Here is a 26879-nt window from a genome sequence, read left to right as displayed (position 1 = left end):
CGACAGGTAACCGAGCCCTGCTGACACCATGCTGGCAGCAGGATAGCCGGCTAGAGGTCCAATGCGTGCGCGATCACCTTGCGCATGATGTTGGGCAGCGCCTCGTTCGCGAGGGTCGCGATCGGCACCCAGCGCATGCCTTCAGGCGCGCGCGTGCGAGCCTCGGCCTTCGCCGTGTAGACCACCAGCTCCAGCGGAAAATGCGTGAAGACGTGGGTGACGACGCCCACCTTGCGCTGCCAGCGCGACAGCCCATTCAAATCGGGCGCCTGCTGCTTCGCCGTCGCATCCTCCTGGCCGGCGAGCCAGTCCGAGCCCGGCACTTCCGTCATGCCGCCGAGCAGGCCCTTTTCGGGCCTTGAGCGAACCAGCAGGTCGTCGCCGCGCGTGACGACGAAGGCCGCGCCACGCCGCAACGTCCCGCTCTTCTTCGGCGCCTTGCGCGGGAAGGTCTCCTGCGTGCCCTGCGCACGCGCGGTGCAATCCTCGTTCAACGGGCACAGCGAGCAGGCCGGCTTCTTCGGCGTGCAAATCGAGGCGCCGAGATCCATCAGCGCCTGCGCGCTGTCGCCGGCGCGAGAATCCGCCAGCAGCGTCGCGGCCAATTGCTGGATCAGGGGCTTCGCCTGCGGCAGCTCCTCCTCGACCGCGAACAGCCGTGACACCACGCGCTCGATATTGCCGTCGACCGGCATGGTACGGCGGCCGAACGCGATTGCCGCAATCGCCGCTGCTGTATAAGGGCCAATGCCCGGCAGTGTCCGCAGCCGCTCCTCCGTGTCCGGAAACACACCGCCATGTTCCTGCGTCACGGCAACCGCACAGGCGTAGAGATTTCGTGCGCGCGAATAATAACCGAGCCCGGCCCACATCCGCAGCACCTCGTCCTGCGAAGCGCTCCCCAGCGCCGTGACGTCAGGCCAGCGCGCGACGAATTTCTCGAAGTAGGGCCCGACCGCCTTCACCGTGGTCTGCTGCAGCATGATCTCCGACAGCCAGACGCGATAAGGGTCCGACGCCTCGCCCGGCGCGGCGCGCCAGGGCAACCGGCGGCGATGGCGGTCATACCATTGGAGGAGCGCGAACGGACGCGATGTGGTCTCCGGCAGGGAAGGTTTCGGCTTCGGCTTGCGGACGGATCTGGAACTCATGCCTCACTGTAACGGCAAATGCACCGGCCTCTCTACGTCATGCCCGCGCTCGTCGCGGGCATCCACGTCTTTCTTCGAAGGAAGAACGTGGATGGCCGGGACATAGACGAGCGAAGCGACGCCGTCCTTCGGACGGCTATGCCCGGCCGTGACGAGCCGCGGGCCTGTGGTCCACCCGCCGAAGTGCTATAAGGCGCCCATGTCCAAATCCGGCCCCATCTTCAAACCCGGTCCTATCAGCGCGAAGCCACTCGGGATCCTGCTCAACGACGTCTTTGCCGAGGCCTATGCCAAGCAAGGTTTTGCGGCGCGCGAGCTGGTGACGCGGTGGGCGCAGATTGCCGGGCCCGAGATCGCGGCCCATGCCGAACCCCTCAAGATGCAGTGGCCGCGGCCGGTCGAGGGCCAGCCGCAGGAGCCGGCGACGCTGGTGCTGCGGGTCGAGGGCCCGATGGCGCTGGAGATCCAGCACTCCGCCGACGTCATCCTGGAGCGGGTCAACCGCTTCTTCGGCTGGAGCGCTGTCGGCAAGCTGGCCTTCCGCCAGGCCCCCCTGTCCCGTCCCCAGGTCCGGAAGCGACCTGGCCCGCCGGACCCCAAGAGCGTCGCCAAGGTGGCGGAAAGCCTCGTGGGCATCGAAGATGAAGAGTTGAAGACGGCGCTGGCGCGGCTCGGGGCCGCCATCAAGCGAAATTGAGCCTCATTCCCTGGCTATTCTGGACCGGTCCTTGTCCCTCGCCATTGCCTCGAACGAGGTTTCAAGCTAGCGACAGGCCGCCCGAACGGGAACCTCGGGCAACACCTCGCCAATTCGGGAGCCGACCGTGATCATCACCCGCCGCGCCTTCACCACGATGCTGTCGCTGACCGGGCTTGCCGCGGTCGCCGGCCTCTCGCCGCTGCGGTTCATCTCCGAGGCAATGATCCCTGAAGCAAAGGCGCAGACCGCCGCCGACGTCGCCAAGCCGGTGTCGCTGCCCGACATGGCGCTCGGCCCGAAGGACGCCCCGGTCACCATCACCGAATTCGCCTCGATGACTTGCCCGCATTGCGCGGCCTTCAACGAGCAGGTGTTCCCCAAGATCAAGTCGGAATACATCGACACCGGCAAGATCCGTTACATCTTCCGCGAGTTCCCGCTCGACATCAAGGCCGCGGCCGGCTCGATGCTGTCGCGCTGCATCGCCAATGGCGACGCGCCGAAATACTTCGCGGTCACCGACATGCTGTTCCGCCAGCAGAGCGACTGGGTGATGAAGAACACCACCGAGACCCTGACGCGGATCGGCAAGCAGGCCGGCCTGACCCAGCAGCAGGTCGAGGCCTGCCTGAAGGATCAGGCGCTGCTCGACAAGATCGCCGCCGACCAGAAATACGCCAGCGACATCTTGAAGGTGGATTCGACGCCGACCTTCTTCATCAACGGCGAGAAGATCAAGGGCGAGGCCTCGTTCGAGGAGTTCGCCAAGAAGATCAACGCGCTGCTCAAGAGCTGATTCGCTCGTCAAGATCCTGATTCTCATCTCGAAAGCCGTATCATGCCCGCCATAAATCCCTTGGGAAAAGCGGCTTTCGCCGGTTGCCCTCGCGGCGCCCGGCGGCCATTGTCCAGCCGCACGAGCCGCCTCGCGCGACTCGCCCAGACAGCGACATTGCCTTCCATGGTACTGTCCCGGCAGGGGGATTCGCGCCTGCCAACAGAGATGCGTGCTTATGAAAATCACCCGCCTGCGCCTTCACGGCTTCAAGTCCTTCGTTGAGCCCACGGACTTCGTCATCGAGCCCGGCCTGACCGGCGTGGTCGGCCCCAACGGTTGCGGCAAGTCGAATCTCGTCGAAGCGCTGCGCTGGGCGATGGGTGAGACCTCGTACAAGAGCTTGCGCGCCGCCGACATGGACGCGGTGATCTTCGCCGGCTCCGGCAACCGTCCCGCGCGCAACCACGCCGAAGTGACGATGACGATCGACAATGCCGATCGCACCGCGCCGGCGGCGATGAACGACAGCCAGATTCTGGAGATCTCCCGCCGCATCGAGCGTGAGGCCGGTTCGGTCTATCGCATCAACGGCCGCGACGTGCGCGCCCGCGACGTGCAGATCCTGTTCGCCGACGCCGCCACCGGCGCGCGCTCGCCAGCCCTCGTCCACCAGGGCAAGATCGGCGAGATCATCCAGGCCAAGCCCGAGCAGCGCCGCCGCGTGCTGGAAGACGCCGCCGGCGTCGCCGGCCTGCACGCCCGCCGGCACGAGGCCGAGCTGCGGCTGAAGGCCGCCGAAACCAACCTCACCCGCGTCGAGGACGTGATCGGCCAGCTCTCCGGCCAGATGGAAGGCCTGAAGAAGCAGGCCCGCCAGGCCGTGCGCTATCGCGAGGTCGCGGCCAAGGTCCGCAAGGCCGAGGCCACGCTGTTCCACCTGCGCTGGATCGGCGCCCACGCCGACGTCAACGAGTCCGGCCAGACCCACGACCTCGCCGTGCGCGAGATGGCCGAGCGCACGCAGCACCAGGCCGAAGCCGCCCGCATCCAGGCGATCCGCGCCGCCGAAATGCCGGCGCTGCGCGATGCCGAAGCGCGCGCCGCGGCCGGGCTGCAGCGCCTCACCAATGCCCGCGAGCAGCTCGACCGCGAGGAAGAGCGCGCCAAGGAGCGCGTCGCCGAGCTCGAGCGCCGGCTTGCGCAATTCGAGGGCGACATTTCCCGTGCTCAACAACAAACCATGGATGCCGACGTCGCGCTACAGCGGCTCGACACCGAAGACGCCGAGCTGAAGGAAGAGATCAAGTCGCGCGTCGAGAAGCGGTCCGGCGTCGACGAGCGCGTCGCCGAGGCCGAGGCTGTGCTGACCGAGACCGAGCGGCAATTCGCCGAGCTCACCACCGCGCTCGCCGACCTCACCGCCAAGCGCAATCAACTGGAAGCCAATGTCCGTACCCATCGCGACAAGCTCGCCCGGCTCGACCAGGAGATCGCGAACGTCACCGCCGAAGAGCAGAAGCTTGCGCAGGAGACCGGCGGCTTCGGCGATCTCGACGAGCTGACTGCTCTGGTCGAGACCGCCGAGCAGACGCTGGCAGCCTCCGAAGCCGCAGCGCAGGCGAGCGAAGCCGCGCACCTCGCCGCACGCCAGACGCTGGAATCCTCGCGCTCGCCGCTGAACGAAGCCGACAAGCGCGTGCAGCGCCTGGAGACCGAAGCGCGTACGATCTCTAAAATCGTCAATGGCGAGACCAAGAACCTGTGGCCGCCGATCATCGACGGCATCACCGTCGACAAGGGTTTTGAAAAGGCGATCGGCGCCGCGCTCGGCGACGATCTCGACGCACCGGTCGACCCGTCGGCGCCAATGCGCTGGACCAATGCCGGCGTCACCGAGGGCGATCCGGAGCTGCCCGAGGGCGTCACCCCGCTCGCCAACCACGTGCAGGCGCCGGCCGAGCTGGCGCGCCGCCTGGCGCAGATCGGCGTGGTGCCGCGCGAGCGCGGCGCTGAGCTGGTCTCGCAGCTCAAGACCGGCCAGCGGCTGGTCTCACCGGAGGGCGACGTCTGGCGCTGGGACGGCTTCGTCGCCGCGGCGCACGCCCCGACCGGCGCGGCGCGGCGTCTCGCCGAGCGCGCCCGCCTCGTCGACATCGAGAACGAGCTGGAGCAGGCCCGCATCGACGCGCAGATCAAGCGCCAGGCGCTTGAGAATGCCGAGTCCGAATTGCAGATGGCCGCCAGCACCGAAGCTGCCAGCCGCGAAGCCTGGCGCGCCGCGCAGCGCGAGCTCAACACCGCGCGCGAGCGCCATGCGAGCGCGGAGCGCGAGATCAGCCGCCACGCCGCGCGCAAGGCGACGCTGTCGGAAGCGCACAGCCGCCTCGCGGCAGACCGCGCCGAGGCCGAAGCCGCCTACGAATATGCCGAGGCCGGCATTAGCGAGCTGCCGTCGAGCGAGGACACCGAGACCCGCCTCGCCGCCGTCCGCAGCGACATCGAGGCCCATCGCCGCATGGCCGCCCAGGTCCGCGCCGAAGCACAGGCGCTGGCGCGCGAGGCCGAGCTCGCCGACCGCCGCGTGCAGGCGATCCTCGCCGAACGCACCGAGTGGCAGAACCGCAAGGAGAGCGCGGCCTCCCATATCGACACCATCCAGGCCCGCATCGCCGAGCTCACGATCGAGCGCAGCGAGCTCGAGAACGCGCCGCAAGTGTTCGCTGAGAAGCGCAGCGCACTGATCACCGAGATCGAATACGCCGAGAACGACCGCCGCATGGCCGCCGACGCGCTGGCGACCGCGGAGACCGCGATGGCCGAGACCGACCGCGTCGCCAAGCTGACGCTCGAGGCGCTCTCCAGCGCCCGCGAGGCCACCGCGCGCGCCGAGGAGCGCATGGAAGGCGCGCGGCGCCGGCTCGAGGACATCGAGCGCGAGATCCGCGACATGCTCGAGGTCGAGCCGCAGGCGGTCGCGGGCCTTGCCGAGATCGAGCCCGGCGCAGAGCTGCCGCCGCTGCACGACATCGAGGAAGACCTCGAAAAGATGCGCCGAGACCGCGAGCGCCTCGGCGCAGTCAATTTGCGCGCCGAGGAAGAGCTGCGCGAGGTCGAGACCCAGCACACGGGCCTCGTCACCGAGCGCGACGACCTGGTCGAGGCCATCAAGCGGCTGCGTCAGGGCATCCAGAGCCTCAACAAGGAAGCGCGCGAGCGGCTGCTGACCTCGTTCGAGGTCGTCAACAACCATTTCAAGCGGCTGTTCGTCGAGCTGTTCGGCGGTGGCGAGGCCGCCCTGCACCTGATCGAGAGCGACGACCCGCTCGAGGCCGGTCTCGAGATCATCGCAAAACCGCCGGGCAAGAAGCCGCAGACGCTGTCACTGCTCTCGGGCGGCGAGCAGGCGCTGACCGCGATGGCGCTGATCTTCGCGGTGTTCCTGACCAACCCCTCGCCGATCTGCGTGCTGGACGAAGTCGACGCGCCGCTCGACGACCACAACGTCGAGCGCTACTGCAACCTCTTGCACGAGATGACCGGCTCGACCGACACTCGCTTCATCATCATCACGCACAATCCGATCACGATGGCGCGGATGAACCGCCTGTTCGGCGTCACCATGGCCGAGCGCGGCGTCTCGCAGCTGGTCTCGGTGAGCCTGCAAGAGGCGGTGGATATTCTCGACCAGAACGTGGCTTGAGAGGATTGGCCGTCATTCCGGGGCGATGCGCAGCATCGAACCCGGAATCTCGCGCTACAATCTCTAGATTCCGGGTTCGCGCTTCACGCGCCCCGGAATGACGCGAGGTTGTTATGATCGCCTCCACGCTCCCCGCCGAATTGAAAGCCGCCCTCGACGGCAAGCTTCAGGGCTTCTCCCGCGCCGACGCTGCCCAGCGGGCGCAGAAAATCTCGAGCACCTATCGCGCCGGCGGCGGCTCCGGCAGGATCAAGTCGGAGGCCGATGCGCTGGCTTATGCGCTGGCGCGCATGCCGGCGACCTACGCGGCCGTGACCGCGAGCCTGAATGCGCTGACCGAAATCGCTCCTGATCTCGCCCCGGAGACACTGCTCGATGTCGGCGCAGGTCCAGGCACCGCGACCTGGGCCGCCGCTGAGGCGTTTCCATCGCTGCAGGATTTCACCCTGCTCGACGCCAACACCACGCTGAGCCGGCTTGCGCTCGAATTGGCACGGGACAGCTCGCGCCTTTCGGAGTGCCGCTATCTGCCGGGCGATGCCGGCGGCAACCTCGGCGAGCTCTCGCAAGCCGATCTCGTCATCGCCAGCTACATCGTCGGCGAGCTCAGCGAAGGCGACCAGCGCATACTCGCGGAGGCAATGTGGGCCAAAGCGCGCCGCGCGCTGGTCGTGATCGAGCCCGGCACGCCCGCGGGCTACGCCCGCATCCTCGCGCTGCGCCAGCAGCTGATCGCGGCTGGCGCCTACGTCGTTGCGCCCTGCCCGCACGAAAAACCCTGCCCGCTCACAGCACCCGACTGGTGCCATTTCAGCCAGCGCCTGCCGCGCTCGCAGGCGCACCGGCAGATCAAGGGCGCCGAGGTCCCGTTCGAGGACGAACGCTTCATCTACGTCGCCCTGACCCGTACGCCGCCAACAACGCGTGCCTCACGCGTGCTGGCACCGCCCGATATCGGCAAGGCCGAGATCGCGGCCAAGCTCTGTACCGAGGGCGGCGTCGAACTGGCAAAGGTCGCCCGCCGCGATAAAGCCGCCTATGCAGGTGCCCGGCGCTGGCGCTGGGGCGATGCCGTTATTGCCGAAAGTTAACCTCATTCAAGGCTTTCGCCTTGAACTTGGATGGTTCCCGGTTCGACCAAGTCTTACTTGCCCTCTGCGCCGGGGCTCTCGCCCTGTGCCAGTTTGGTCTACCCTAACGCCCGCCTCAATGCCCTTCAGGAGTCCTCCATGTCGACCGGCTGGATCGTTCTCGGCGTCATCGTCGTCCTCGTATTCTTGGCCTTCAGCGCCTACAACCGCCTGGTGGCGCTGAGCCAGCGCGTCGGCCAGGCCTTTGCCGATATCGACGTGCAGCTCAAGCAGCGTCACGACCTGATTCCGAACCTCGTCGAGACCGTGAAGGGCTATGCCTCGCACGAGCGCGGCACGCTCGACGACGTCATCAAGGCGCGCAATTCGGCGATGTCGGCGCAGGGTCCGGCACAGGTGTCCGCGGCCGAGAACCAGCTCTCCGGCGCGCTCGGCCGCCTGATCGCGCTGTCGGAGGCCTATCCCGACCTCAAGGCCAACGCCAATTTCCAGCAACTCGCATCCGAGCTCTCCGACCTCGAGAACAAGATCGCGGCGAGCCGCCGCTTCTTCAACAACGCGGTCCAGGAGTACAACACCGGCATCCAGCAGATGCCCGCCGCGCTGTTCGCCGGCATGTTCGGCTTCACTAGAAAGGACTTCTTCGATCTCGGCGGCAGCCGCACCGAAGTCGAAGCGACGCCTCAGGTGAAGTTCTGATTGCTGCTCACCAACGGTGTCATTCCGGGGCGATGCGCAGCATCGAACCCGGAATCTCTTCGAGATCACCAACCTCTGGATTCCGGGTTCAGGCCTGTGGCCTGCACCGGAATGACAAAGGTTAAACGGAAGCAGCCATGGCCGCGTATGGTCTCTACACGCATATCGCCTCGAACAAGTTTCGTTCGATGCTGCTGCTCGCCGGCCTGTTCGCTTTGGTCTATGTGCTGGTCTATGCCGGTGCGTTGGTCGCCGAAGTCCTCATCGACAGCAACCGGACCGCCGCCTTCTACCTGAGCCGCGCCTTGCATGATCTGATCGTCGCCGCGCCGATTGCGACGGTCGTCACAGTGGCCTGGGTCGTGATCGCCTATTTCTTCCACCAGTCGATGATCGACGCGGTGACCGGCGGCCACGACATCACCCGGCAGGAGGAGCCGCGGCTCTATAACCTGCTCGAAAACCTCTGCATCTCGCGCGGCATCACCATGCCGAAGCTGAAGATCATGGAAAGCCCGGCGCTGAACGCGTTCGCGACCGGCCTCAACCCGCGGCAATATTCGGTCACCGTCACCACCGGTCTCCTCGATGCGCTGAATGACAAGGAGATCGAGGCGGTGCTGGGGCACGAGCTGACCCACATCAAGAACGGCGACGTGCAGCTGATGGTGGTTGCCGTCATCATCGCCGGCGTGGTCGGCTTCTTCGGCGAATTGTTCTTCCGCGTGTTCACGAATTTCAGCTGGAACACCAGTGGCGGCTCGTGGTCGTCGGGCTCCTCCTCGTCGTCGCGGTCGTCCTCCTCGTCGAGCGACAGCAAGAGCTCCGGCGGCGGCGCGGTGATCGTCATCATCATCGCGGTCGTGCTGATCGTGGTGGCCTGGCTGATGTCGCAGGTGGTGAAGCTGGCGCTGTCGCGCTCGCGTGAATTTCTCGCCGACGCCGGTTCGGTCGAACTGACCAAGGATCCTGATGCCATGATCTCGGCACTGCGCAAGATCGAGGGCCGCGGCGAGCTGCCGGGCGCGACCTCGGCGGTGATGGAGCTTTGCGTCGACAATCCGCGCGAGGGCTTTGCCGATTTGTTCGCGACCCATCCCTCGGTGCAGTCGCGCATCGACGCGCTGGTCAAGTTTGCCGGCGGCCACGATCCCGGCCCGTTGCCCGACCCGGCTGAAGCGACGGATCAGCCCGAGCCGCAGTCTGATGCGCAGACCACCCCGCCGCCACTGTCGCAGGGACCGTGGGGCGATGCAGCCGATCCGGCCAGTCCGCCGCCCGTCCCCGCGTCCAGCCCCTCCGGAACCGCGGCTTGCAATCCCATCGGTCCCTGGGGCCGCCGTTGAAGCAGGCACCGCATGCGGCGGTTTCGCAACGATCAGGAAAAACCCCCGCGAATAGCCGCATGAGCGTGCCGAGGATTTGAATTCTCCCTTGTTTCTGCCATGTTCGCGCCCAACAGCAGACTCGGGACATCGATTTGGGGCCCGGCCGATTGCGACCTCGCGATCGGGGGCGCGCGTTAGGGGACAGCAATGGCAAAGCCGGCAGTGGTTGTGGTGGGCGCGGACAAGGGCGGGGTCGGCAAGACCACGGTATCGCGCACCCTGCTCGATTATTTCTCAGCCAACAACGTGCCGACGCGCGCGTTCGACACGGAGTCGCCGCGCGGAACCCTGAAGCGCTTTCACCCTGATATCACCGAGATCGTCGACATGACGACGACGGCCGACCAGATGAAGATCTTTGACACGCTCAACGCGGTCAGCCCGTCGGTCACCGTCATCGACGTGCGCGCCGGCCTGCTCTCGCCGGCGCTGGCCTCGCTGCGCGACATCGGCTTCCTCGACGCCGCCAAGGCCGGCCAGATCACCTTCGCGGTGTTCCATATCCTGGGCCCCTCGATCGCCTCGCTGGAGGAGATCGCCGAGACCGCCGGCTTCATGACCGGCGCGAAATACTTCCTGGTGAAGAACTTCATCAACGACACCCAGTTCTTCCAGTGGGACCAGGCGACCTACAATTCCTACTTCCACCGCATCAAGGACGCCACCGAGCTGACCATCCCCAAGCTCAACGAAATGGCCTATGAGCAGGTCGAGGTGTCCTCCGTTCCGTTCCTGAAATTCGTCGCCAACAAGGGCATCAGCGACGAGGCGGCGAACTATTCGTTCGTGCTGCGCGGCTATGTCCGGCACTGGCTGGCCAACGTCTGGAGCGAGTACGACCGCATCCGCCTGACCGACATCGTCGGTTCGAAGCCGGTGACCCGCAACAGCGAAAAATAGTTGCGAACCTCGGGCGGATACGGCTGGATTGGGCGGCAAGTTCGCTCAAATAATCATCCGCAATGTCCGCGACACCCGTCTACATCATCTGCTCGCCCCGCCCGCAGGTCGGCAAGACCCTGCTGGCGCGGCTCCTGAGCGAATTCCTGCTGCTGAAGAACGGCAATGTGGCGGCCTTCGACGTCAACCTGAAGGAGCCGTCGCTGCTCGACTATCTGCCGAAGATCACGGAGACCGCCGACGTGATCGACACCTACGGCAAGATGCAGCTGATGGACCGCGTCATCGTCGATGACGGTCTCGCCAAGGTGATCGACCTCGGCTTCCACGCCTTCGACGAGTTCTTCAAGATGACGGAGGAGATCGGCCTGCTCAAGGAAGCGGCACGCCGCCATGTCGCACCGCAGATCATGTTCGTGGCCGACACCGACCGCGTCTCGGCCCGCGCCCACGCGATGCTGCGCGGACAGATCCCCCGGATGAACCTGATCACGGTGGACAATGAATATGTCGTCCGCGGCGAGCTGCCCGCCGCGATGGAAGGCGGCCGTCTGTTCCGCCTGCCCGCGCTGCCCGGCTTCCTGAAGACCTATATCGACCGGCTGAGCTTCTCCTTCACCGGCTATCTGCGTCAGGAGAAGGACTCCTCGACCGAGCTGCACCAGTGGATCCGGCGCAATTATCTCGCCTTCCGCGAGCTGGAGCTCAACCTGATCCTGCAGCGGTCATAGAGTGTGCTCGGCCGACGAACTCCACCTCTCCCGCAGGGAGAGGTGGACGGAGGCCGCAGCCGACAGCAATCCAAACAAAATAGCCCGGGCGCTATTCTACGCCCCCCTCAGTGTCCCTCGAACGTCATCAGCGTGCGCACCGGCACGTCCATGGCGCGCAGCTTGGCGGCGCCGCCGAGCTCGGGCAGGTCGATGATGAAGCAGGCGGCGACGACATTGGCGCCGATCTGGCGCAGCAGCTTCACGGCGCCCTCGGCGGTGCCGCCGGTGGCGATGAGATCGTCGACCAGGATGACGCGCTCGCCGGGCTGGATGGCGTCGACATGCATCTCCATCTCGTCGATGCCGTATTCGAGCGAATAGGCGATGCGCACGGTGGTGTGCGGCAGCTTGCCTTTCTTGCGGATCGGCACGAAGCCGGCCGAGAGCTGATGCGCCACCGCACCGCCGATGATGAAGCCGCGCGCTTCCATGCCTGCGACCTTGTCGATCTTGTTGCCGGCCCAGGGATTGACGAGCTCGTCGACGGCGCGGCGGAATGCGCGCGCATCCGCGAGCAGGGTCGTGATGTCGCGGAACATGATCCCCGGCTTGGGATAGTCGGGGATGGTGCGGACGCTCGCCTTCAGGTCGTGGTCAAAGGTCATTCGTTTCTCGTTTCATGTCATTCCGGGGGTGTGCGTAGCACCGAAGCCGGAATCTCGAGATCCCGGGTCTGGTGCTTGCGCATCATCCCGGAACACGAGGTGAAATATCCTGCACTCAATTCGTCCCGGCATCCAGCCGGAACGCATTCTCAACAATCTTCAAGCCCACCTCGCCGCCGAGCGACATCAGCGATTCCGGGTGGAATTGCACGCCGGCGACCGGCAGGGTCTTGTGCTCCAGCGCCATGGCGACGCCGTCCTCGGTGCTGGCGGTGACGCTTAGCACCTCCGGCATGCTGTCCCGCTCGACGAACAGCGAGTGGTAGCGGCCGATGACGATCTCGTTCGGCAGATTGCGCATCAGGCGGCCGCCGCGCACCTGCACCCGCGAGGGACGGCCATGGGCGGGATGGGTCAGCTGGCCGAGTTCGCCGCCGAAATATTCGCCAATCGCCTGCACGCCGAGGCAGACGCCGAACACCGGCAGCTTCTTCTCCAGCGCCGCATCGATCGTCTTCCTGATCCCGAAATCCTCAGGGCGCCCGGGGCCGGGCGACAGCACCAGCAAGTCCCACCTCTTCTGCTTGAGCATGTCGAGCGCATGCACATAGCGGACCACGGTGACGCTGGCGCCGACCTGGCGGAAATAATCGGCGAGCATGTGCACGAAGCTGTCGTCGTGGTCGATCAGCAGCACCTGCTTGCCCGAACCGGTCGCATCGGGCGCAAAGGTCGAGAGCGGCTTCGGCGGATCGCCGCGCAGCGCCTGGAATAAGGCGGCAGCCTTGACCTGGCACTCGCGGTCTTCAGCGGCCGGATCGGAGTCGAACAGGCAGGTGGCGCCGACGCGCACCTCGGCGAGGCCATCCTTCATGCGGATGGTGCGGATGGTGAGGCCGGTGTTGATGCTGCCGTCGAAGTTCACCGCGCCGATCGCGCCGGCGTACCAGCGCCGCGGCGAGCGTTCGTGATCCTCGACGAACTGCATCGCCCACAGCTTTGGCGCACCGGTGACAGTCACCGCCCAGGCATGGGTGAGGAAGGCGTCGAGCGCGTCGAAGCCGGGGCGCAGCATGCCCTCGACATGATCGACAGTGTGGAACAGCTTTGAGTAGGTCTCGATCTGCCGCCGCGCCAGCACCTTGATGGTGCCGGGGACGCAGACGCGCGCCTTGTCGTTGCGATCGACGTCGGTGCACATGTTGAGCTCGAACTCGTCCTTCTCCGAGTTCAGCAGCTGGCGGATCTGCTCGGCATCGCCGATCGCATCGGTGCCGCGCGCGATCGTGCCCGAGATCGGGCAGGTCTCGACGCGGCGTCCGTCGGAGCGCACGAACATTTCCGGCGAAGCCGAGACGAGAAACTCGCCCTCGCCGAGATTCATCAGCGCGCCATAGGGCGACGGATTGATGACGCAGAGCCGCTGGAAGACTTCGGCCGGCGAGCGGTCGCACGGCTCGGCGAACAGCTGGCCGGGCACGGCCTCGAACAGATCGCCGCGTGCAAACGCCGCGCGCGCGGTCTCGACGGTCGCCTGATACTCGCCTGGGGCGTGATCGGCAAAACCCTGGCGCGGCGTCTTCAGATACGGGCTCTCGGCGGTCTCGCGCGGCAGACCTTCGGTCGACTTGCCCTTCCAGGCGAAATCGTAAGTGAGCACCACGCCGCGGCCGGTGGCGCGGTCATAGGCCAGCAGGCGATCGGGCACGTACAGCACGATGTCGCGCTGGTCGGCCTCGCGCGGGCGCTTCTGCACGAGATCCTCGATCTGGAACACGAGGTCATAGGCGAAGGCGCCGAACAGGCCGAGCAGGCCATCGTCATTGGAGGAGAAGGCGGCGACGATGTCGCGCACCAACGACATCACGCTGGCGCGCCGCGTGCGCTGGTCCTCATCGACCGGCGCCTCGCCGCGAACGATATGGCCGGCAAGGCGCGTTGGCATCTTTTCGGAGATCACGACGCAGGGCTCGCGCAGCACGTCGCCGAGGAAGGCGATCAGAACCTCGCCACGCCCGTTCAGGGCTTCCAGCTTGAAATTGACGCTCGTGGTCTCGAGCTTGAGCGGCGGATCGGAGAAGCCGAGGTCAAAACTCTCGTAACGGCCGGGCACGGTCGTGCCCGAGGACAGCACCACGCCGCGGCGGCGATCAAGCAGGTTGATGAGGTCGTCGAGGCGGTTGGCGCCGCCGGTGAATTGCTCCGCCACGCGCGTGATCGCGAGACCCGCGCGGGTGGCGTACTCACTTCTGGCCGGGAGGGCAAAGACTGTCCTGTTCATGTGGTCCTCTTACGAAACTTGTCGAGGGAACGCCACACAGGACAAACGATCAGGCCGCCGCGCTGTGCTGGCGACCTCAGACGATTTGGGAAAGGAAATCGCACCGGCCACCTCTTAGGAGGTGCGCCACCAGAGACGGGCTGGGCGGACGGCGGTGCTCATGGGGCGGATACTCACCATGGCCCGGGGGCGGCGTCAAGGGCGCCGCCCAACTCTGGGCTGCCGACAATTATCCCAGATGCTTCCGGAAAAACTCCGTGGCCCTGCCCCAGGCGAGCTCGGCGGCTTCGCGGTCGTGCACGGCCTGGCGCTGCTCGTTGACGAAGGCGTGCTCGGCGTCATAGCGGAACAGCTCGAGCGACTTGCCGGCGGCCTTCATGGCGTTCTCGAAGCCGCCCACCAGCTCCGGCGTGCACCAATCGTCCTTATTGGCGAAATGGGCCTGGAGCGGGATCTTGACGTCGGCGGGCTTGGCCGCCTGCTCCGGCGGGATGCCGTAGAACACGACGCCGGCGGCGAGCTCCGGCACATGCACCGCGCCGATGATGGTGACGGCGCCGCCGAGGCAGAAGCCTGTCAGCCCGACCTTGGCGCCGTTGCGCGACAGATATTGCGCGGCGCCGCGCACGGTCTGCGTGGTGGCGTCCATGAAGTCGAGCGAGTTCATCTCCTTGTTGGCGGAATCCGTGTCGTGATACGGCACCACCTTGCCCTTGTAGAGATCGGGCGCCAGCGCATCGAAGCCGGCCAGCGCAAAGCGGTCGCACAGGCCCTTGATCTGGTCCGACAAGCCCCACCATTCCTGGATCACGACCACGCCCGGCGCGTTGCCCCGCGCGGCATTGGCGAGATAGCCCGAGGCGTCCTTGCCGTCCGGGCGCTTGAAGGTGATGGTGGTTCCCATGGTGTCCTCCGGTGAGTTTCTGGGGAGCGGTTGGCGGTATTTTGGCGGGTGCAAGCGCGTGAGGCAATCCACACTCTCGTCATTCCGGGGCGCGCGATAGCGAGCCCGGAATCTCAAGATTCCGGCTCGATGCTGACGCATCGCCCCGGAATGACAGTCCAACAAAAAAGCCCCTCGCGGGGGCTTTTTCATTTCTCGTCGCGCGCCGCTCAGTGCGAGTCGGCCCAAACTTTCTTCTTGGTGAAGTACATCAGGAACGCGAAGATGATCAGGAACACGAACACCTGGAGGCCGAGGCGCTTGCGCGCTTCCATATGCGGCTCGGCGGTCCACATCAGGAACGTGGTGACGTCCTTGGCGTATTGCGCCACCGTGGTCGGCGAGCCGTCGTCATAGGTCACTTGGCCGTCACTGAGCGGCTTCGGCATCTTGATGGCATGGCCCGGGAAGTACTTGTTGTAGTAGGAGCCCTCCGGGATCGTCACGCCCTCCGGCACCTTCTCCTCGAAGCCCTGAAGCACCGCCGCGACATAGTCCGGGCCCTGCTCCTGGTACTGGGTGAAGAAGTCGAAGATGAACCAGGGGAAACCGCGGCCGTAGGAGCGCGCCTTGGTGATCAGCGACAGGTCGGGCGGCGCCGCGCCGCCATTGGCAGCACGGGCAGCCTGCTCGTTCGGGAACGGCGAAGGGAAGTAGTCGGCCGGCCGGCCTGGGCGCTCGAACATGTCGCCAGCATCGTTTGGACCGTCCTTGATCTTGTAGTCGGACGCAAACGCCGCCGCCTGTGCTGGCGAATAGCCGGGACCGCCGGCTTCCGCGAGATTGCGGAAGGCGACGAAGGACAGGCCGTGGCAGTTGGCGCAGACCTCCTTGTAGACCTTCAGGCCGCGCTGCAGCGCGCCGCGGTCGAACTTGCCGAACGGACCTGAGAACGACCATTTGTTGCCCGGCGGCCTGTCACTGCCTTCGGACGCTTTGGCGGTATCGACAGAGCCCGCGAACAGGGCGCCGGCGAGCGCGAGCACGATCGCGGTCGATACCATCGGCGTCGACTTGCTGCCGGTCTTGGCGAGGATCGCCTCCGAGATCGAGTTCGGCACCGGCCGTGGCGTCTCGATCCGCGAGAGCAGCGGCAGCACGATCAGGAAATAGGCAAAGTAGCACACCGTCAGGACTCGGCCGGCGATCACATAGATGCCTTCCGGCGGCTGCGCGCCGAGATAGCCGAGCAGGATGCAGACCACGACGAAGATCCAGAAGAACTGCTTGGCCAGCGGACGGTACTTCGACGACCGCGTCCTGGCGCTGTCCAGCCAGGGCAGGAAGCACAGGATGATGATCGCCGAGAACATCGCGATGACGCCCGCAAGCTTGTTCGGGATCGAGCGCAGGATCGCGTAGAACGGCAGGTAGTACCATTCCGGCACGATGTGCGGCGGCGTCACGCCCGGGTTGGCCGGGATGTAGTTGTCGGCATCGCCGAGATAGTTCGGCATGTAGAAGATGAACCAGGCGTAGAGCAGCAGGAAGCAGGACACGCCGAACATGTCCTTCATGGTCGCGTGCGGCGTGAACGGCACCGTGTCCTTCTCCGTCTTCGGCTCGACGCCGTCAGGATTGTTCTGGCCGGCGACGTGCAGCGCCCAGACGTGCAGCACGACGACCCCCGCGATCAGGAACGGCAGGAGATAGTGCAGCGAGAAGAAGCGGTTCAGCGTCGGGTTGCCGACCGAATAGCCGCCCCACAGCAGCGTCACGATGCTCTCGCCGACATAGGGAATGGCGGAGAACAAATTGGTGATGACGGTGGCGCCCCAGAAGCTCATCTGGCCCCAGGGCAGCACATAGCCCATGAAGCCCGTCGCCATCATCAGGAGGTAGATGATGACGCCGAGGATCCACAGCACCTCGCGCGGCTCCTTGTAGGAGCCGTAATAGAGGCCGCGCAGCATATGGACATAGACCGCGAAGAAGAACATCGACGCCCCGCAGGCATGCATGTTGCGCAGCAGCCAGCCGTAATTGACGTCGCGGACGATCAGCTCGACCGACTTGAAGGCGAGATCGGCATGCGGCGTGTAGTGCATCGCCAGGATCACGCCGGTGAGGATCTGCATCCCCAGCATGAAGGAGAGGATGGCGCCGAACGTCCACCAGTAGTTCAGGTTGCGCGGGGTGGGATAGACGACGAAGGAGGAATGGATGAGACCCATGATCGGCAGGCGCCGCTCGATCCATTGCAGGGCCGGATTGCTCGGCTGGTAGTCGGATGGTCCGCTCATGATGCGATCCTGAGGAAATATAACGACGAGACGGCGCGAAACTTCGGACGCAGGTCCGCAGCTCAGCCGATCTGGATTTTGGTGTCGGAAACGAACTGGTACGGCGGCACGGCCAGGTTCGCGGGCGCGGGCCCCTGGCGGATGCGGCCGGACGAGTCGTATTGCGAACCATGGCAGGGGCAGAAGAACCCGTCGTAATTGCCCTCATGGGCGATCGGGATGCAGCCGAGATGGGTGCAGATGCCGATCACGACCAGCCACTGCTCATGGCCGGACTTGACCCGGGCCTCGTCAGACTGCGGATCGGGCAGGCTCGCCACGTTGACGGCGCGCGCCTCGTCGATCTGCTTCTTGGTGCGGTGGCTGATGTAGATCGGCTTGCCGCGCCAGAACACCTTGATGTCCTGGCCCTCGGCGACCGGGCTGAGATCGACCTCGATCGGCGCACCGGCGGCGATGGTCGACGCATCAGGATTCATTTGGGAGATGAAGGGCCAGAGCGCGGCCGCGCCCCCTACTGCTGCAGCTGCCCCCGTTGCAACGAATAAGAAATCACGGCGTGTCGGATGGTCCGCCGAAGACGCTGTCGTCACGATTCCAACCCTTTCTTCTTATGCTGCCGGCGGAACCGCTCCGGGAGCCCCCAAGGTCCCCAGAACAGCCTGCCGGCGCCCGCGGCCCCCCGCGGCGGCAGAACTTCACTTGTCCCCACCAAAACAAGGGCGAAAACAGCAGTCCAGAATCGTTCTATTGGCACCCTTGCCGAGCGAGCGCAAGCCCGCTAACGGCGCGGGAGCGTGCAATGCACGAATTCCCGCGCCAGCGATGTTTTATTGAGACAATTCGGTCCCGGCCCAACCCGAAGCCAAGCCATGCAGATAGCGCTTTTCCAGCCCGACATCCCCCAGAACACCGGCACGATTCTCCGCCTCTGCGCCTGCTTGGGGCTAGGCGCCCACATCATCGAGCCGGCAGGGTTCCCGATCTCCGACCGGCATTTCCGCCGGGCGGGAATGGATTATCTTGACCATGTCAGCATCGTCAGACACGACTCCTGGGCGAAGTTCGAGGAGTGGCGCGCGGCACAGGGCTACCGCCTGCTGCTGTTCACCACCAAGGGTGCCACCGACTACCGCGATTTCCGTTACCAGACGGCGGACATCCTGCTATTCGGGCGCGAGAGCGCCGGTGTCACCGACGCGGTGATCGAGGCCGCCGACGCGCGGCTGGTGATCCCGATCAATCCGGGGCTGCGGTCGCTCAATGTCGCCATGACCGCGGCGATGGCCGCGGGCGAAGCGCTGCGGCAGCTCCGGAACCCGCAAGTTCGAGACCATTGAGGAGAGACCAGTGAGTTACGCGGTCAAGGAGATCTTCCTGACCCTGCAAGGCGAAGGCGCCCATGCCGGGCGCGCGTCGGTGTTCTGCCGTTTTGCCGGCTGCAACCTCTGGAGCGGCGGCGAGGCCGACCGCACCGAGGCCGTGTGCAAGTTCTGTGACACGGATTTCGTCGGCACCGACGGCACGCTCGGCGGCCGTTACGCTTCGGCTGAAGACCTCGCCGACACCATCGCCGCGCAGTGGACCGCCTCGAGCGACAACCGCTACGTGGTCCTCACCGGAGGCGAGCCGCTGCTCCAGGTCGACGCCGACCTGATCGATGCGCTCCATGCGCGCGGTTTCGAGATCGGCGTCGAGACCAACGGCACGATTGCAGCTCCCGACGGCCTCGACTGGATCTGCGTCAGCCCCAAGGGTGGCAGCGAGCTCGTGCAGACGCGCGGCCATGAGCTGAAGCTGGTCTATCCGCAGGCCCTCGCCGCTCCCGAGACCTTCGAGGGCCTCGCCTTCGAGCGCTTCTCGCTGCAGCCGATGGATGGACCTGAGGTCACCGAGAACACCGCGCGCGCGATCGATTATTGCCTGCGCCACCCGCAGTGGCGGCTGAGCGTGCAGACGCATAAGTCGCTCGGCATCAGATAGGACTGGTTTTCGAAAAATGTGGGAATTGACGAAATCGTTCCGCTTCGAGGCGGCGCATTCACTATCCGGCACGACCTTCGGTGCCGCGAGCGAAGAGATCCACGGCCACTCCTTCCGCGCTGAGGTGACGCTGCGCGGCACGCCAGATCCTGCAACCGGCATGGTGGTCGACCTCGGCCTCGTCCAGCGTGCGATTGAAGACGTGCGGCTCGCGCTCGATCACAAGTACCTCAACAAGATCGAGGGGCTGGGCGCGCCGACGCTGGAAAACCTCTCGCGCTTCGTCTGGGAGCGGCTGGCCCATATCGGCCAGCTGACCCGCGTCAGCATCCACCGCGACAGTTGCAACGAGAGCTGCACCTATTACGGTCCGCACGCGTGAGAATCTCGTAGGGTGGGCGAAGCGTAGCGTGCCCACCATTCGAGATGGCGAAGACAGATCGTGGGCACGGCGCAAGGGCGCCTTTGCCCACCCTACGGCAGTCCACACTGGAATGAACATGGACGCATCGACAATCGAAGACCGCAAGAGCCGCGCCCGCGCCTGGTTCGAGGCCTTGCGCGACGACATCTGCGCAAGCTTCGAGCGGCTCGAGGACGACGCACCGCAAAGCCTCTATCCGGGCGAGGCCGGCCGCTTCAAGCGCACGCCCTGGCAGCGCACCGATCACAGCGGCGCTGCCGGCGGCGGCGGCGTGATGTCGATGATGCATGGGCGCCTGTTCGAGAAGGTCGGCGTGCATTGCTCGACCGTGCACGGCGAATTCGCGCCCGAGTTTCGCACGCAGATCCCGGGCGCGGCGGAAGACCCGAACTTCTGGGCCTCCGGCATCTCGCTGATTGCGCATATGCGCAATCCGCATGTGCCGGCCGTGCACATGAACACGCGCTTCGTCGTCACCACCAAGGCCTGGTTCGGCGGCGGCGCGGATTTGACGCCGGTGCTCGAGCGCCGGCGCACGCAGGAGGATGCCGACACGCTCGCCTTCCACGCCGCGATGAAGGAGGCCTGCAATCAGCCGAGCGGCGTCGCCGATTACGACAAGTACAAGAAGTGGTGCGACGAGTATTTTTATCTGCCGCACCGGAAAGAGGCGCGCGGCATCGGCGGCATCTTCTACGACTGGCACGACAGCGGCGATTGGGACGCCGACCTCGCCTTCACCCAGGATGTCGGCCGCGCCTTCCTGAAGGTCTATCCTGACATCGTCAGGCGCAATTTCGCGAGCGCCTGGACGGCTGCTGATCGCGAGGAGCAGCTGATCCGGCGCGGCCGCTATGTCGAATTCAACCTGCTCTACGACCGCGGCACCATCTTCGGGCTCAAGACCGGCGGCAATGTGGATTCCATCCTGTCCTCGCTGCCGCCGGAGGTGAAATGGCCATGAGCGCTGCAATGCCGCCGCTGCCGCGCGCCATGCTGATCGACATGGACGACACCATCCTGTCGGCCTATGGCCGGCCAGAGATCGCCTGGAACACCATCGCCAACGAATTCGTCGCAGAGCTTGCGCCGCTGCCGCCGCACGAGGTTGCAACCGCGGTGCTGGCGTTCGCGCGAAACTTCTGGGCCAATGCGGACGCCTCGTGGCGGCTCAAGCTCGCCGAGGCGCGGCACATCACCGTCAAGGGCGGCTTCGCCGCGCTCGCCGCGGCCGGCCACCCTGCTCTCCCCGACGAACTCGCCATCCGCATCGCCGACCGCTTCACCGCCTATCGCGAGGAGGAGATGTTCGTCTTCCCCGGCGCGCATGAGGCGATCGACCAGTTGAAAGCGCTCGGCGTCAAGCTCGCGCTGGTCACCAACGGCGCGGCCAATACCCAGCGTGCCAAGGTCGAGCGCTTCGAGCTCGCGCACCGCTTCCACCACATCCAGATCGAGGGCGAGCACGGTTTCGGCAAGCCCGAGGAGCGCGCCTATCTGCACGCGATGGAGGCGCTCGGCGTCACCGCGAAGGACACCTGGATGATCGGCGACAACCTCGAATGGGAAGTCGTGACGCCGCAGCGTCTCGGCATCTATGCGATCTGGATCGACGTGCATGGCGACGGCCTGCCCGCAGGCTCGACCATCAGGCCCGACCGCATCATCCGCTCGCTGACCGAGCTCGTGCCGGACCGGACTTGATCGGGCACGGGAGCAAAAAGTCGAAAACAACCCCATGCACAGTAGCCGGACGGCGGCAAATTCAAGGACGACCTACTGATTTTCCGAATAGCCGTTGACATGTCGGGCAAAACAGGGGCATGATGTCACCGTCGCGACGTCTGCGATGGACAGCTGCGTGAGCTGCACCTGCCTGCTTGGCGGGGCTAATTGCGTATGATTGGGCGCACCAAAACATCCACCGTGTCATGGCCGGGCTTGTCCAGGACAAGCCCGGGCATGACGACCTGCTAAATCTTCAAAGCGATTGCTCTAAAGCGCGATGAGATTTGGATGAATCGTCGTCGCGCTTTACGTTTTTGTTTCGCATGATCTTTCCGGAAAACCGCTTCGCACTTTTCCGGATCATGCTCTAGCGAGCCACTGCCTGCCGACATTCGGCAGCTCCCCTGCCCCACTTGAAGTGAAATGCCTCACAGTTCGCAATCACCAATTGCGGTACGCTCGTGCCATGGGGCGTGGAGCGAGTTGGAGGCGACCAATGGAGCAGGAGAAGGACGCAACGCACACGCAGCCTCCCGCCGCGGGACCGCTGAGCTGGCTGACTAAATTCGATCGTGGGTTCTCCCTCGTCAAAGGCCTGTCGCTCGTGACGGTGCTGACCGGACTGGTTGGTGGATACTTCCAGTACATGAACTTGTACGACCAGAAGATGGGTGAACAAGCCAAGACCGACATGGAATGGGCGACCAAAACCTTTCTCGAGATCTCGGATGCGTTCGCCCAGGTGCAAACGCAGCAGGAGAACATATTGGCGGAGCAAAGCGGCGCGCCAAAGCCCCAGTTGAGCGGGGCCTTCATGCAGGTCGAGACGAAAACGCTCGCACCGGGCACGGACTATTGGAAGGCACGCACGTCCCTGCGACAGAGCGGCGCCATTTTCGGCCGTAAGGCGGAGATCTACATCGACTGGCCGAGTGACCTCGGCCGGAATCCCGCTGGCAAGCAGACTCTTGATCAGGATCCGCTGACCGAAACGTTGCTCACCAAGTATAATTTCGACTGTAACGCCGAAGCCAATCTTCCGCAGTTCAATGGCGCGATCTTTAACGGAGCCGATCCGGGGCGTCCCACCGAAGAGCTTTGCAATGACCCGGAGGCAAATGGGCCGAAGGCCTATCTCAACCTCTGTGCCCGGCAGCCGGATGGCACGATCAACCCGTTGCACAAGGTCGTCACGGTCAACTGGCTGAGTGCCAAGCACCACGTGCTCGTGATGAATCATTGCGCGGAGACGTTGTATGGTCAGCTCGGCAAGCAGAGCCTCGGGCCCGCCGGCGAGCTTCCGCGCGACCGAAAGCTGGAACTCCCCAAGCTGCAGGAAGCCAATCAGCACGGATTGCAGCTTCAGGCCCGACGGATCGATGCATTCATGACCCTGACGATGGCGCAGCTGGACCGCATCCGGGTGCGATATCGCCCGGCCGGCCTGCTCTGCTACATGACGCGCGAGACCGGCTTCTTCGGCCACCGATGCTCGCCGGCCAAGCGGTTCGCGAACGCGGACAGTTGAGACGAGGGCCGAGGCGGCGATTGCCTGCGACACGCGCCTTGCGTGATCGCCCTGTCATGACGGCTTGCTAGCGTCCTCCTCGTAGACCACTCAGGAGGACAATCCATGGACTTGAAAGCCGGCGATGTCGTGATGCTGAAATCCGGCGGCCAGCCGCTGACCGTCGCGGAAGTGAAAGAAGACGACGTGCTCTGCCTCTGGATGGGCATGGAAGGCGACCTGTTCCGCGAGACGCTGCCGCTGGCCACGCTCGTGCAGGTGGAGGAAGACCCCGACGAGGAAGAGGACGACGAAGACGAGGATGAAGACGAGGACGAAGACGACGATTAGGCACGCCTTGAGGCCGCGTCCTGGTTAGGCCGGAGCCTTCCGCTCCCGTGAAAATGCGAAGCGGTTTCGCGAAAAGATCATGCTCAAACAACAACCTAGAGCGCGATGACGGTTCATCCCAATCTCATCGCGCTTTGGCACACGACAGTTCGCTCGCGTTTAAGAACTCGCTTCAATATTGATCCTGGCCGTCGACCCGCAAGCGCGGAGCCCACAGCCGGATTGACGCAGGGCTATCGCATATGAAAACGGCGTAATTTTTGGCGCTACCGTTTCCACATCGTCATGGCCGGGCTTGTCCCGGCCATCCACGTCTTCACTCCTGCAAAACAAGACGTGGATGCCCGGGACATAGGCGAGCGAAGCGACGCCGTCCTTGCGGACGGCTATGCCCGGGCATGACGAGTTTGTGGAGCGATCGGCTGCTCACGAGACACATCGAACCTGCAGCATTATCCGCATATGCGATTGCCCTGCGGATTGACGCGAGCCCTACAATCCCGGTGATCTCGCCGCCCAGGCCTTGGTGGCCTGACAGCTTTCCATCGCTCGGGCGTAGGCGGGGCGTGCTGTCGTGCGAGTGAGATAGTCCCGCTCGGTAGGACCGGGGACGTAGTTGCCAGTTCGCAGGCCGAGCAGCAGGGCGTAGCTCACCGAGATATCGGCAGCGGTGAATCGGTCGCCGGCGAGATAGGGGCAATCCGCGAGGCGGCGGATCACCAATCCCAGCCGGCTCTCGAAGGTCTCGCTTGCCCAGCGGGTAACCCGGGCATTTCGCTCGGCTTCGGGCGCCAGTTGGCGGCCGACAAGGACGGCGTTCATCGGCCCGGCGAGCCCGGCCTCGCCCAAGTGAAGAAATTGCAGATAGGAAGCGAAGGCGGGATCGTCCGGGGCGACCGCAAGCGAACCTGAGCCGTAGCGGACGAGCAGATACTGCAGAATCGCGATCGATTCGACCATGATCGTCTCACCGTCCTGCAGTGCGGGAATGAAGCCGGCGGGGTTGATGGCGAGGAAATCGCGATCAACCTCGGCTGCCAGAAGATCGACCGGGCGCAGCTGATAAGCCAATCCCAATTCCTCGAGCAGCCAAACGACACGGAAGCCGCGACCTTCGCCATAGACGGTGAGCATGGTTAAGCGTTCCTGGATTCGAGCTAGAGAGGTAAGCCGATCGCGCAATGAACTATCGATGGTGCATAGTACGCGCAAGGCTTGGCGCATATCCTGATGGTGCTGCTCGTCGCCGACACGGCTGGCCGTCGCAAGCACGGATTGAACCTGTCGGCTCGCCTCGCGACGTGCACTCTCGTGGAGACACGACATTTTGCCGGCGACTTGAACTGGATCGTATTGCGATCCCGGTCAGAAAAGTGACAGCCAATCGGACGTTTTTCCGCCTACCCGCCTAATGCTAGATTTCCTGGGTCATACCGGACAGGAGGACGACATGCCCGATAGCGTCTACAAAGTCATAGAACTGGTCGGTACCAGCAGCGAGTCGTGGGAGAAGGCGGCCGCCAATGCGGTCGAGCAAGCTGCAAAATCGCTCCGAGATCTTCGCATCGCGGAGGTCGTCAAGCTCGATATGCAGCTGGATGAGAATGGAAGAGTCGAGGCCTATCGCGCCAAGCTCAACGTATCGTTCAAATTCGAGGGCTCCTGAGCCTCGGCACCTCGCCCCGCTTGCGGGGCGAGGACGTCTCATTGGAACAAGGCGCGCCTGCGCGGCCCGCCGAACAGGCCGGTGTAAGCCATCTCGGAAGTAGGCCCTAGTCTGATCGGGATCGATATGTTTTGATGCGTGGGGGCGTGTGGCGCGTGGTGACCTCATGTACATGGTCATTCGCAAGTACACCAAGGTTCGTTCGGTGGCGGACGCTGCCCGCCGCGCCAAGAGCGGCGTCGGCGAGATCCTGAGGCAATCGCCCGGATTCAGATCTTACCATGTGCTGGATGCGGGCGACGGCGTTGGTATCGCCGTGATGATATTCGAGGACCGCGAAAGCGCCGAGGCGGCGAACGCCAAGATACTGGCGTTCGTTCAAGCAAGTCTGCTTGACCTCGATCTCGGAGTTCCCGAGATCTTCGCCGGCGAGGTTTTGGTGAACATGGAGCCCCACGGGTCCTCAGGCATGAGGTAGCCACGTCACCGCTTGCGTGGCGGGTGCCGCCCGCGGCTGATGCGTCAACCGGATCCCCGTCGCGCTAGCAGCGACCGCGCCTCTGAGCATGTGCATGTCGTCAACCGGGAACGTGCGACTGCGCGTTCCTTTCGAGGAGTAGCAACAACATGAAGCAACGCACCTCCGAGGCACTTTTCACCCCAGCGGCCGGCTGGACACCGCCCGTGCCTACGGGCGCGGCGATGCCGCCCAGAGATCCCGACGAAGACGACGGAGACGACGAGGACGAAGACGACGAAGAGGAAGATGACGATGACGAACCGGCGGTCGTGCGCGAGCCGGACGAAGACTAGAGCGCGATAAGATTTGGATGAATCGTCGTCGCGCTTTGGGTTGTTGTGTACGCATGATCTTTCCGGAAAACCGCTTCGCACTTTTCCGGATCATGCTTTAGACTAGCGCGCGTTCGACGGTTGGCTTTATAATGTCTCCCATGGGCTGGGACGCGAAAGACATAGCGCTTCTCAAGAGGCTCTGGTCCGCAGGACGGAGCGCGGCGGAGATTGCACGTCGTCTCGGCTGCAGTCGTAACGCGGTCTGCGGCATGCTGACCCGTCAGGGCCTGAGGCGCGGCCGCAAGCCGCCGACGGCAAGACCCAAGATAAGGCCGCCCCCGAAGCTGATGTCATCGGCAGCCTGCACCAATCGAGCCGCACAGAAGGTGTCGCGGAACAAAGCCGACAAGCGGCAGCCCAAGGAATTCAGCAAGCAGCAGCTTTACGCCATTCTGGCTGAGGCGGTCAGAAACACCGGCTAGGAGCTGGCCGCACGCACGGCCGGGCCCGCGGCGCGAGGAGATCGCCCAACTCTGCGGGTTGAGCGCCACCTGGTGCACTGGATCGAGCAGGGGCGCGATGTGCCAGAAGCACGCTAACGCCGGGGGCAAACCGCTGCTTGGAGCGTCATTTCGCTCGTTTGAACACTAGCTCCAGCGTAATGCCGGCCGGGGTGCGCGGATTTGTAAACTTCAATTCTTCGTCGCTGATCGATTGCACGATCCGCCGTTGATTTGGCGCTCCGACCAAATTCGGAAACGAACTCGTTTCGATGTTGACGTGGATCGTCTTGGTGCTCTCGTCCACTTTGTATGTCCCGGTGTAGGCGACGACACCTGAGGCAATTGCCATGGCCTCCTCGGCGGAGGGACGTGCAGAATCGCCCGATGCATATTTTGGAGCGTCGGAGCGGACAGTAATGAAATGAAAATGACCGTCGGCGGTATAGGTGACCGCACCTTGTAGCTTGGGCCGTTCTACGGCACTGCCATCTTCACTGGTCGCGGTGCTGGACACATAAGTCCAGGTGCCTACCAATTGATCCCGAAGAGACGTTCCCTGGGCGATGCTGGCGTTCGGGAACACGACCAGCAAGATCAACGCCTTCGCGCAAAGACCAACTGCATAACGCCTATCCATGAGACGCCCCTGCTTTCTCGCAACGTCGGCAAG

General features: G+C 64.6%; 27 protein-coding genes. 19 read left to right on the top strand and 8 right to left on the bottom strand.

What is annotated here, in order from left to right; genetic code table 11:
• Positions 1–50: 50 nt before the first annotated feature.
• Positions 51–1151: an A/G-specific adenine glycosylase gene (mutY, locus tag AC5V87_RS10620; protein WP_495370922.1), complete on the bottom strand. Its 1101-nt coding sequence runs from the start codon at positions 1149–1151 to the stop codon at positions 51–53.
• 199 nt (positions 1152–1350) lie between these two features.
• Here mutY and AC5V87_RS10615 point away from each other — a divergent pair, with 199 nt between their 5' ends.
• The 8 genes from AC5V87_RS10615 to AC5V87_RS10580 all read left to right on the top strand — a co-directional run bounded on the left by AC5V87_RS10615 (position 1351) and on the right by AC5V87_RS10580 (position 11138).
• The gene (locus AC5V87_RS10615; protein WP_456840163.1) at positions 1351–1848 is read left to right on the top strand and encodes a DUF721 domain-containing protein; all 498 of its coding nucleotides are present in this window, start codon (positions 1351–1353) and stop codon (positions 1846–1848) included.
• A 127-nt stretch (positions 1849–1975) separates the two neighbouring features.
• Positions 1976–2647, top strand: a complete 672-nt coding sequence (locus tag AC5V87_RS10610) for a DsbA family protein (protein WP_456840164.1) — start codon at positions 1976–1978, stop codon at positions 2645–2647.
• Positions 2648–2864: 217 nt separating this feature from the next.
• Positions 2865–6329 (top strand): chromosome segregation protein SMC, encoded by a 3465-nt coding sequence (gene smc, locus AC5V87_RS10605; RefSeq protein ID WP_495370921.1) that lies wholly within the window; start codon positions 2865–2867, stop codon positions 6327–6329.
• Between the two features lie 113 nt (positions 6330–6442).
• On the top strand, positions 6443–7420 hold the full coding sequence (locus tag AC5V87_RS10600) for a small ribosomal subunit Rsm22 family protein (protein WP_495370920.1): 978 nt from the start codon (positions 6443–6445) through the stop codon (positions 7418–7420).
• Between the two features lie 138 nt (positions 7421–7558).
• On the top strand, positions 7559–8119 hold the full coding sequence (locus tag AC5V87_RS10595) for a LemA family protein (RefSeq protein WP_456840167.1): 561 nt from the start codon (positions 7559–7561) through the stop codon (positions 8117–8119).
• Between the two features lie 137 nt (positions 8120–8256).
• Positions 8257–9465: a M48 family metallopeptidase gene (locus tag AC5V87_RS10590; protein WP_495370919.1), complete on the top strand. Its 1209-nt coding sequence runs from the start codon at positions 8257–8259 to the stop codon at positions 9463–9465.
• Between the two features lie 189 nt (positions 9466–9654).
• Positions 9655–10407, top strand: coding sequence for a P-loop NTPase family protein (locus tag AC5V87_RS10585; protein WP_456840169.1), 753 nt, complete (start codon positions 9655–9657; stop codon positions 10405–10407).
• A 62-nt stretch (positions 10408–10469) separates the two neighbouring features.
• Positions 10470–11138 (top strand): hypothetical protein, encoded by a 669-nt coding sequence (locus AC5V87_RS10580; protein ID WP_495370918.1) that lies wholly within the window; start codon positions 10470–10472, stop codon positions 11136–11138.
• Positions 11139–11245: 107 nt separating this feature from the next.
• Here the strand turns inward: AC5V87_RS10580 and AC5V87_RS10575 are convergent, their stop codons facing one another.
• From AC5V87_RS10575 to petA, 5 genes are all read right to left on the bottom strand, one after another.
• A complete protein-coding gene (locus AC5V87_RS10575) occupies positions 11246–11785 on the bottom strand; it encodes an adenine phosphoribosyltransferase (protein ID WP_011085277.1) in 540 nt (179 codons plus the stop codon).
• Between the two features lie 115 nt (positions 11786–11900).
• The gene (locus AC5V87_RS10570; protein WP_456840171.1) at positions 11901–14066 is read right to left on the bottom strand and encodes an anthranilate synthase component I; all 2166 of its coding nucleotides are present in this window, start codon (positions 14064–14066) and stop codon (positions 11901–11903) included.
• A gap of 229 nt (positions 14067–14295) precedes the next feature.
• Entirely contained in the window at positions 14296–14970 is a 675-nt protein-coding gene (locus AC5V87_RS10565; protein WP_495370917.1) for a dienelactone hydrolase family protein, read from the bottom strand.
• Between the two features lie 209 nt (positions 14971–15179).
• The gene (fbcH, locus tag AC5V87_RS10560) at positions 15180–17252 is read right to left on the bottom strand and encodes a cytochrome b/c1 (RefSeq protein ID WP_456840172.1); all 2073 of its coding nucleotides are present in this window, start codon (positions 17250–17252) and stop codon (positions 15180–15182) included.
• Between the two features lie 62 nt (positions 17253–17314).
• Positions 17315–17845, bottom strand: a complete 531-nt coding sequence (gene petA, locus AC5V87_RS10555; protein ID WP_456840173.1) for a ubiquinol-cytochrome c reductase iron-sulfur subunit — start codon at positions 17843–17845, stop codon at positions 17315–17317.
• A gap of 279 nt (positions 17846–18124) precedes the next feature.
• Between petA and AC5V87_RS10550 the strand changes: the two genes are divergently transcribed.
• The 7 genes from AC5V87_RS10550 (at position 18125) to AC5V87_RS10520 (ending at position 23245) form a co-directional block, all read left to right on the top strand.
• Positions 18125–18592 carry a tRNA (cytidine(34)-2'-O)-methyltransferase gene (locus AC5V87_RS10550; protein WP_456843409.1) on the top strand — a complete coding sequence of 156 codons (468 nt, stop codon included), beginning with the start codon at positions 18125–18127 and terminating at the stop codon, positions 18590–18592.
• Positions 18593–18602: 10 nt separating this feature from the next.
• Complete coding sequence (gene queE / locus AC5V87_RS10545; protein ID WP_495370916.1) at positions 18603–19235, top strand: 7-carboxy-7-deazaguanine synthase; 633 nt, start codon at positions 18603–18605, stop codon at positions 19233–19235.
• A 16-nt stretch (positions 19236–19251) separates the two neighbouring features.
• Positions 19252–19617 carry a 6-pyruvoyl trahydropterin synthase family protein gene (locus AC5V87_RS10540; RefSeq protein ID WP_456840175.1) on the top strand — a complete coding sequence of 122 codons (366 nt, stop codon included), beginning with the start codon at positions 19252–19254 and terminating at the stop codon, positions 19615–19617.
• 118 nt (positions 19618–19735) lie between these two features.
• Positions 19736–20623 (top strand): oxygen-dependent coproporphyrinogen oxidase, encoded by an 888-nt coding sequence (hemF, locus tag AC5V87_RS10535; protein ID WP_495370915.1) that lies wholly within the window; start codon positions 19736–19738, stop codon positions 20621–20623.
• Positions 20614–21363, top strand: coding sequence for an HAD family hydrolase (locus tag AC5V87_RS10530; RefSeq protein WP_495370914.1), 750 nt, complete (start codon positions 20614–20616; stop codon positions 21361–21363). The genes hemF and AC5V87_RS10530 overlap by 10 nt, the downstream gene beginning before the upstream one ends.
• Before the next feature lie 520 nt (positions 21364–21883).
• Positions 21884–22915: a hypothetical protein gene (locus AC5V87_RS10525; protein WP_495370913.1), complete on the top strand. Its 1032-nt coding sequence runs from the start codon at positions 21884–21886 to the stop codon at positions 22913–22915.
• A 105-nt stretch (positions 22916–23020) separates the two neighbouring features.
• Positions 23021–23245, top strand: a complete 225-nt coding sequence (locus AC5V87_RS10520) for a YodC family protein (RefSeq protein ID WP_495370912.1) — start codon at positions 23021–23023, stop codon at positions 23243–23245.
• Positions 23246–23737: 492 nt separating this feature from the next.
• On the opposite strand, the gene AC5V87_RS10515 is transcribed toward AC5V87_RS10520, so the two are convergent.
• Positions 23738–24379, bottom strand: a complete 642-nt coding sequence (locus AC5V87_RS10515) for a glutathione S-transferase family protein (RefSeq protein ID WP_495370911.1) — start codon at positions 24377–24379, stop codon at positions 23738–23740.
• A 316-nt stretch (positions 24380–24695) separates the two neighbouring features.
• Between AC5V87_RS10515 and AC5V87_RS10510 the strand changes: the two genes are divergently transcribed.
• The 4 genes from AC5V87_RS10510 (at position 24696) to AC5V87_RS10495 (ending at position 26188) form a co-directional block, all read left to right on the top strand.
• Positions 24696–24911: a dodecin family protein gene (locus AC5V87_RS10510; RefSeq protein ID WP_495370910.1), complete on the top strand. Its 216-nt coding sequence runs from the start codon at positions 24696–24698 to the stop codon at positions 24909–24911.
• Between the two features lie 166 nt (positions 24912–25077).
• Positions 25078–25389 carry a hypothetical protein gene (locus tag AC5V87_RS10505; protein ID WP_495371877.1) on the top strand — a complete coding sequence of 104 codons (312 nt, stop codon included), beginning with the start codon at positions 25078–25080 and terminating at the stop codon, positions 25387–25389.
• Positions 25390–25538: 149 nt separating this feature from the next.
• A complete protein-coding gene (locus AC5V87_RS10500) occupies positions 25539–25724 on the top strand; it encodes a hypothetical protein (RefSeq protein ID WP_495370909.1) in 186 nt (61 codons plus the stop codon).
• 140 nt (positions 25725–25864) lie between these two features.
• Positions 25865–26188 (top strand): GcrA family cell cycle regulator, encoded by a 324-nt coding sequence (locus AC5V87_RS10495; protein WP_456840184.1) that lies wholly within the window; start codon positions 25865–25867, stop codon positions 26186–26188.
• A gap of 145 nt (positions 26189–26333) precedes the next feature.
• Here the strand turns inward: AC5V87_RS10495 and AC5V87_RS10490 are convergent, their stop codons facing one another.
• Complete coding sequence (locus tag AC5V87_RS10490; protein ID WP_495370908.1) at positions 26334–26846, bottom strand: lipocalin-like domain-containing protein; 513 nt, start codon at positions 26844–26846, stop codon at positions 26334–26336.
• Between the last annotated feature and the right edge of the window lie 33 nt (positions 26847–26879).

It is taken from the genome of Bradyrhizobium sp. SOJA106 (genome assembly GCF_059448745.1).
This window is presented reverse-complemented; position numbering and strand designations above follow the sequence as displayed.

What these genes read in the sequence shown, in the direction of transcription:
- mutY (WP_495370922.1), bottom strand. Translation starts at nt 1,151, where the DNA reads ATGAGTTCCAGATCCGTCCGCAAGCCGAAGCCGAAACCTTCCCTGCCG.
- AC5V87_RS10615 (WP_456840163.1), top strand. Translation starts at nt 1,351, where the DNA reads ATGTCCAAATCCGGCCCCATCTTCAAACCCGGTCCTATCAGCGCGAAG.
- smc (WP_495370921.1), top strand. Translation starts at nt 2,865, where the DNA reads ATGAAAATCACCCGCCTGCGCCTTCACGGCTTCAAGTCCTTCGTTGAG.
- AC5V87_RS10600 (WP_495370920.1), top strand. Translation starts at nt 6,443, where the DNA reads ATGATCGCCTCCACGCTCCCCGCCGAATTGAAAGCCGCCCTCGACGGC.
- AC5V87_RS10595 (WP_456840167.1), top strand. Translation starts at nt 7,559, where the DNA reads ATGTCGACCGGCTGGATCGTTCTCGGCGTCATCGTCGTCCTCGTATTC.
- AC5V87_RS10590 (WP_495370919.1), top strand. Translation starts at nt 8,257, where the DNA reads ATGGCCGCGTATGGTCTCTACACGCATATCGCCTCGAACAAGTTTCGT.
- AC5V87_RS10585 (WP_456840169.1), top strand. Translation starts at nt 9,655, where the DNA reads ATGGCAAAGCCGGCAGTGGTTGTGGTGGGCGCGGACAAGGGCGGGGTC.
- AC5V87_RS10580 (WP_495370918.1), top strand. Translation starts at nt 10,470, where the DNA reads ATGTCCGCGACACCCGTCTACATCATCTGCTCGCCCCGCCCGCAGGTC.
- AC5V87_RS10575 (WP_011085277.1), bottom strand. Translation starts at nt 11,785, where the DNA reads ATGACCTTTGACCACGACCTGAAGGCGAGCGTCCGCACCATCCCCGAC.
- AC5V87_RS10570 (WP_456840171.1), bottom strand. Translation starts at nt 14,066, where the DNA reads ATGAACAGGACAGTCTTTGCCCTCCCGGCCAGAAGTGAGTACGCCACC.
- AC5V87_RS10565 (WP_495370917.1), bottom strand. Translation starts at nt 14,970, where the DNA reads ATGGGAACCACCATCACCTTCAAGCGCCCGGACGGCAAGGACGCCTCG.
- fbcH (WP_456840172.1), bottom strand. Translation starts at nt 17,252, where the DNA reads ATGAGCGGACCATCCGACTACCAGCCGAGCAATCCGGCCCTGCAATGG.
- AC5V87_RS10550 (WP_456843409.1), top strand. Translation starts at nt 18,125, where the DNA reads ATGCAGATAGCGCTTTTCCAGCCCGACATCCCCCAGAACACCGGCACG.
- AC5V87_RS10540 (WP_456840175.1), top strand. Translation starts at nt 19,252, where the DNA reads ATGTGGGAATTGACGAAATCGTTCCGCTTCGAGGCGGCGCATTCACTA.
- hemF (WP_495370915.1), top strand. Translation starts at nt 19,736, where the DNA reads ATGGACGCATCGACAATCGAAGACCGCAAGAGCCGCGCCCGCGCCTGG.
- AC5V87_RS10530 (WP_495370914.1), top strand. Translation starts at nt 20,614, where the DNA reads ATGGCCATGAGCGCTGCAATGCCGCCGCTGCCGCGCGCCATGCTGATC.
- AC5V87_RS10525 (WP_495370913.1), top strand. Translation starts at nt 21,884, where the DNA reads ATGGAGCAGGAGAAGGACGCAACGCACACGCAGCCTCCCGCCGCGGGA.
- AC5V87_RS10520 (WP_495370912.1), top strand. Translation starts at nt 23,021, where the DNA reads ATGGACTTGAAAGCCGGCGATGTCGTGATGCTGAAATCCGGCGGCCAG.
- AC5V87_RS10515 (WP_495370911.1), bottom strand. Translation starts at nt 24,379, where the DNA reads ATGCTCACCGTCTATGGCGAAGGTCGCGGCTTCCGTGTCGTTTGGCTG.
- AC5V87_RS10510 (WP_495370910.1), top strand. Translation starts at nt 24,696, where the DNA reads ATGCCCGATAGCGTCTACAAAGTCATAGAACTGGTCGGTACCAGCAGC.
- AC5V87_RS10505 (WP_495371877.1), top strand. Translation starts at nt 25,078, where the DNA reads ATGTACATGGTCATTCGCAAGTACACCAAGGTTCGTTCGGTGGCGGAC.
- AC5V87_RS10500 (WP_495370909.1), top strand. Translation starts at nt 25,539, where the DNA reads ATGAAGCAACGCACCTCCGAGGCACTTTTCACCCCAGCGGCCGGCTGG.
- AC5V87_RS10495 (WP_456840184.1), top strand. Translation starts at nt 25,865, where the DNA reads ATGGGCTGGGACGCGAAAGACATAGCGCTTCTCAAGAGGCTCTGGTCC.
- AC5V87_RS10490 (WP_495370908.1), bottom strand. Translation starts at nt 26,846, where the DNA reads ATGGATAGGCGTTATGCAGTTGGTCTTTGCGCGAAGGCGTTGATCTTG.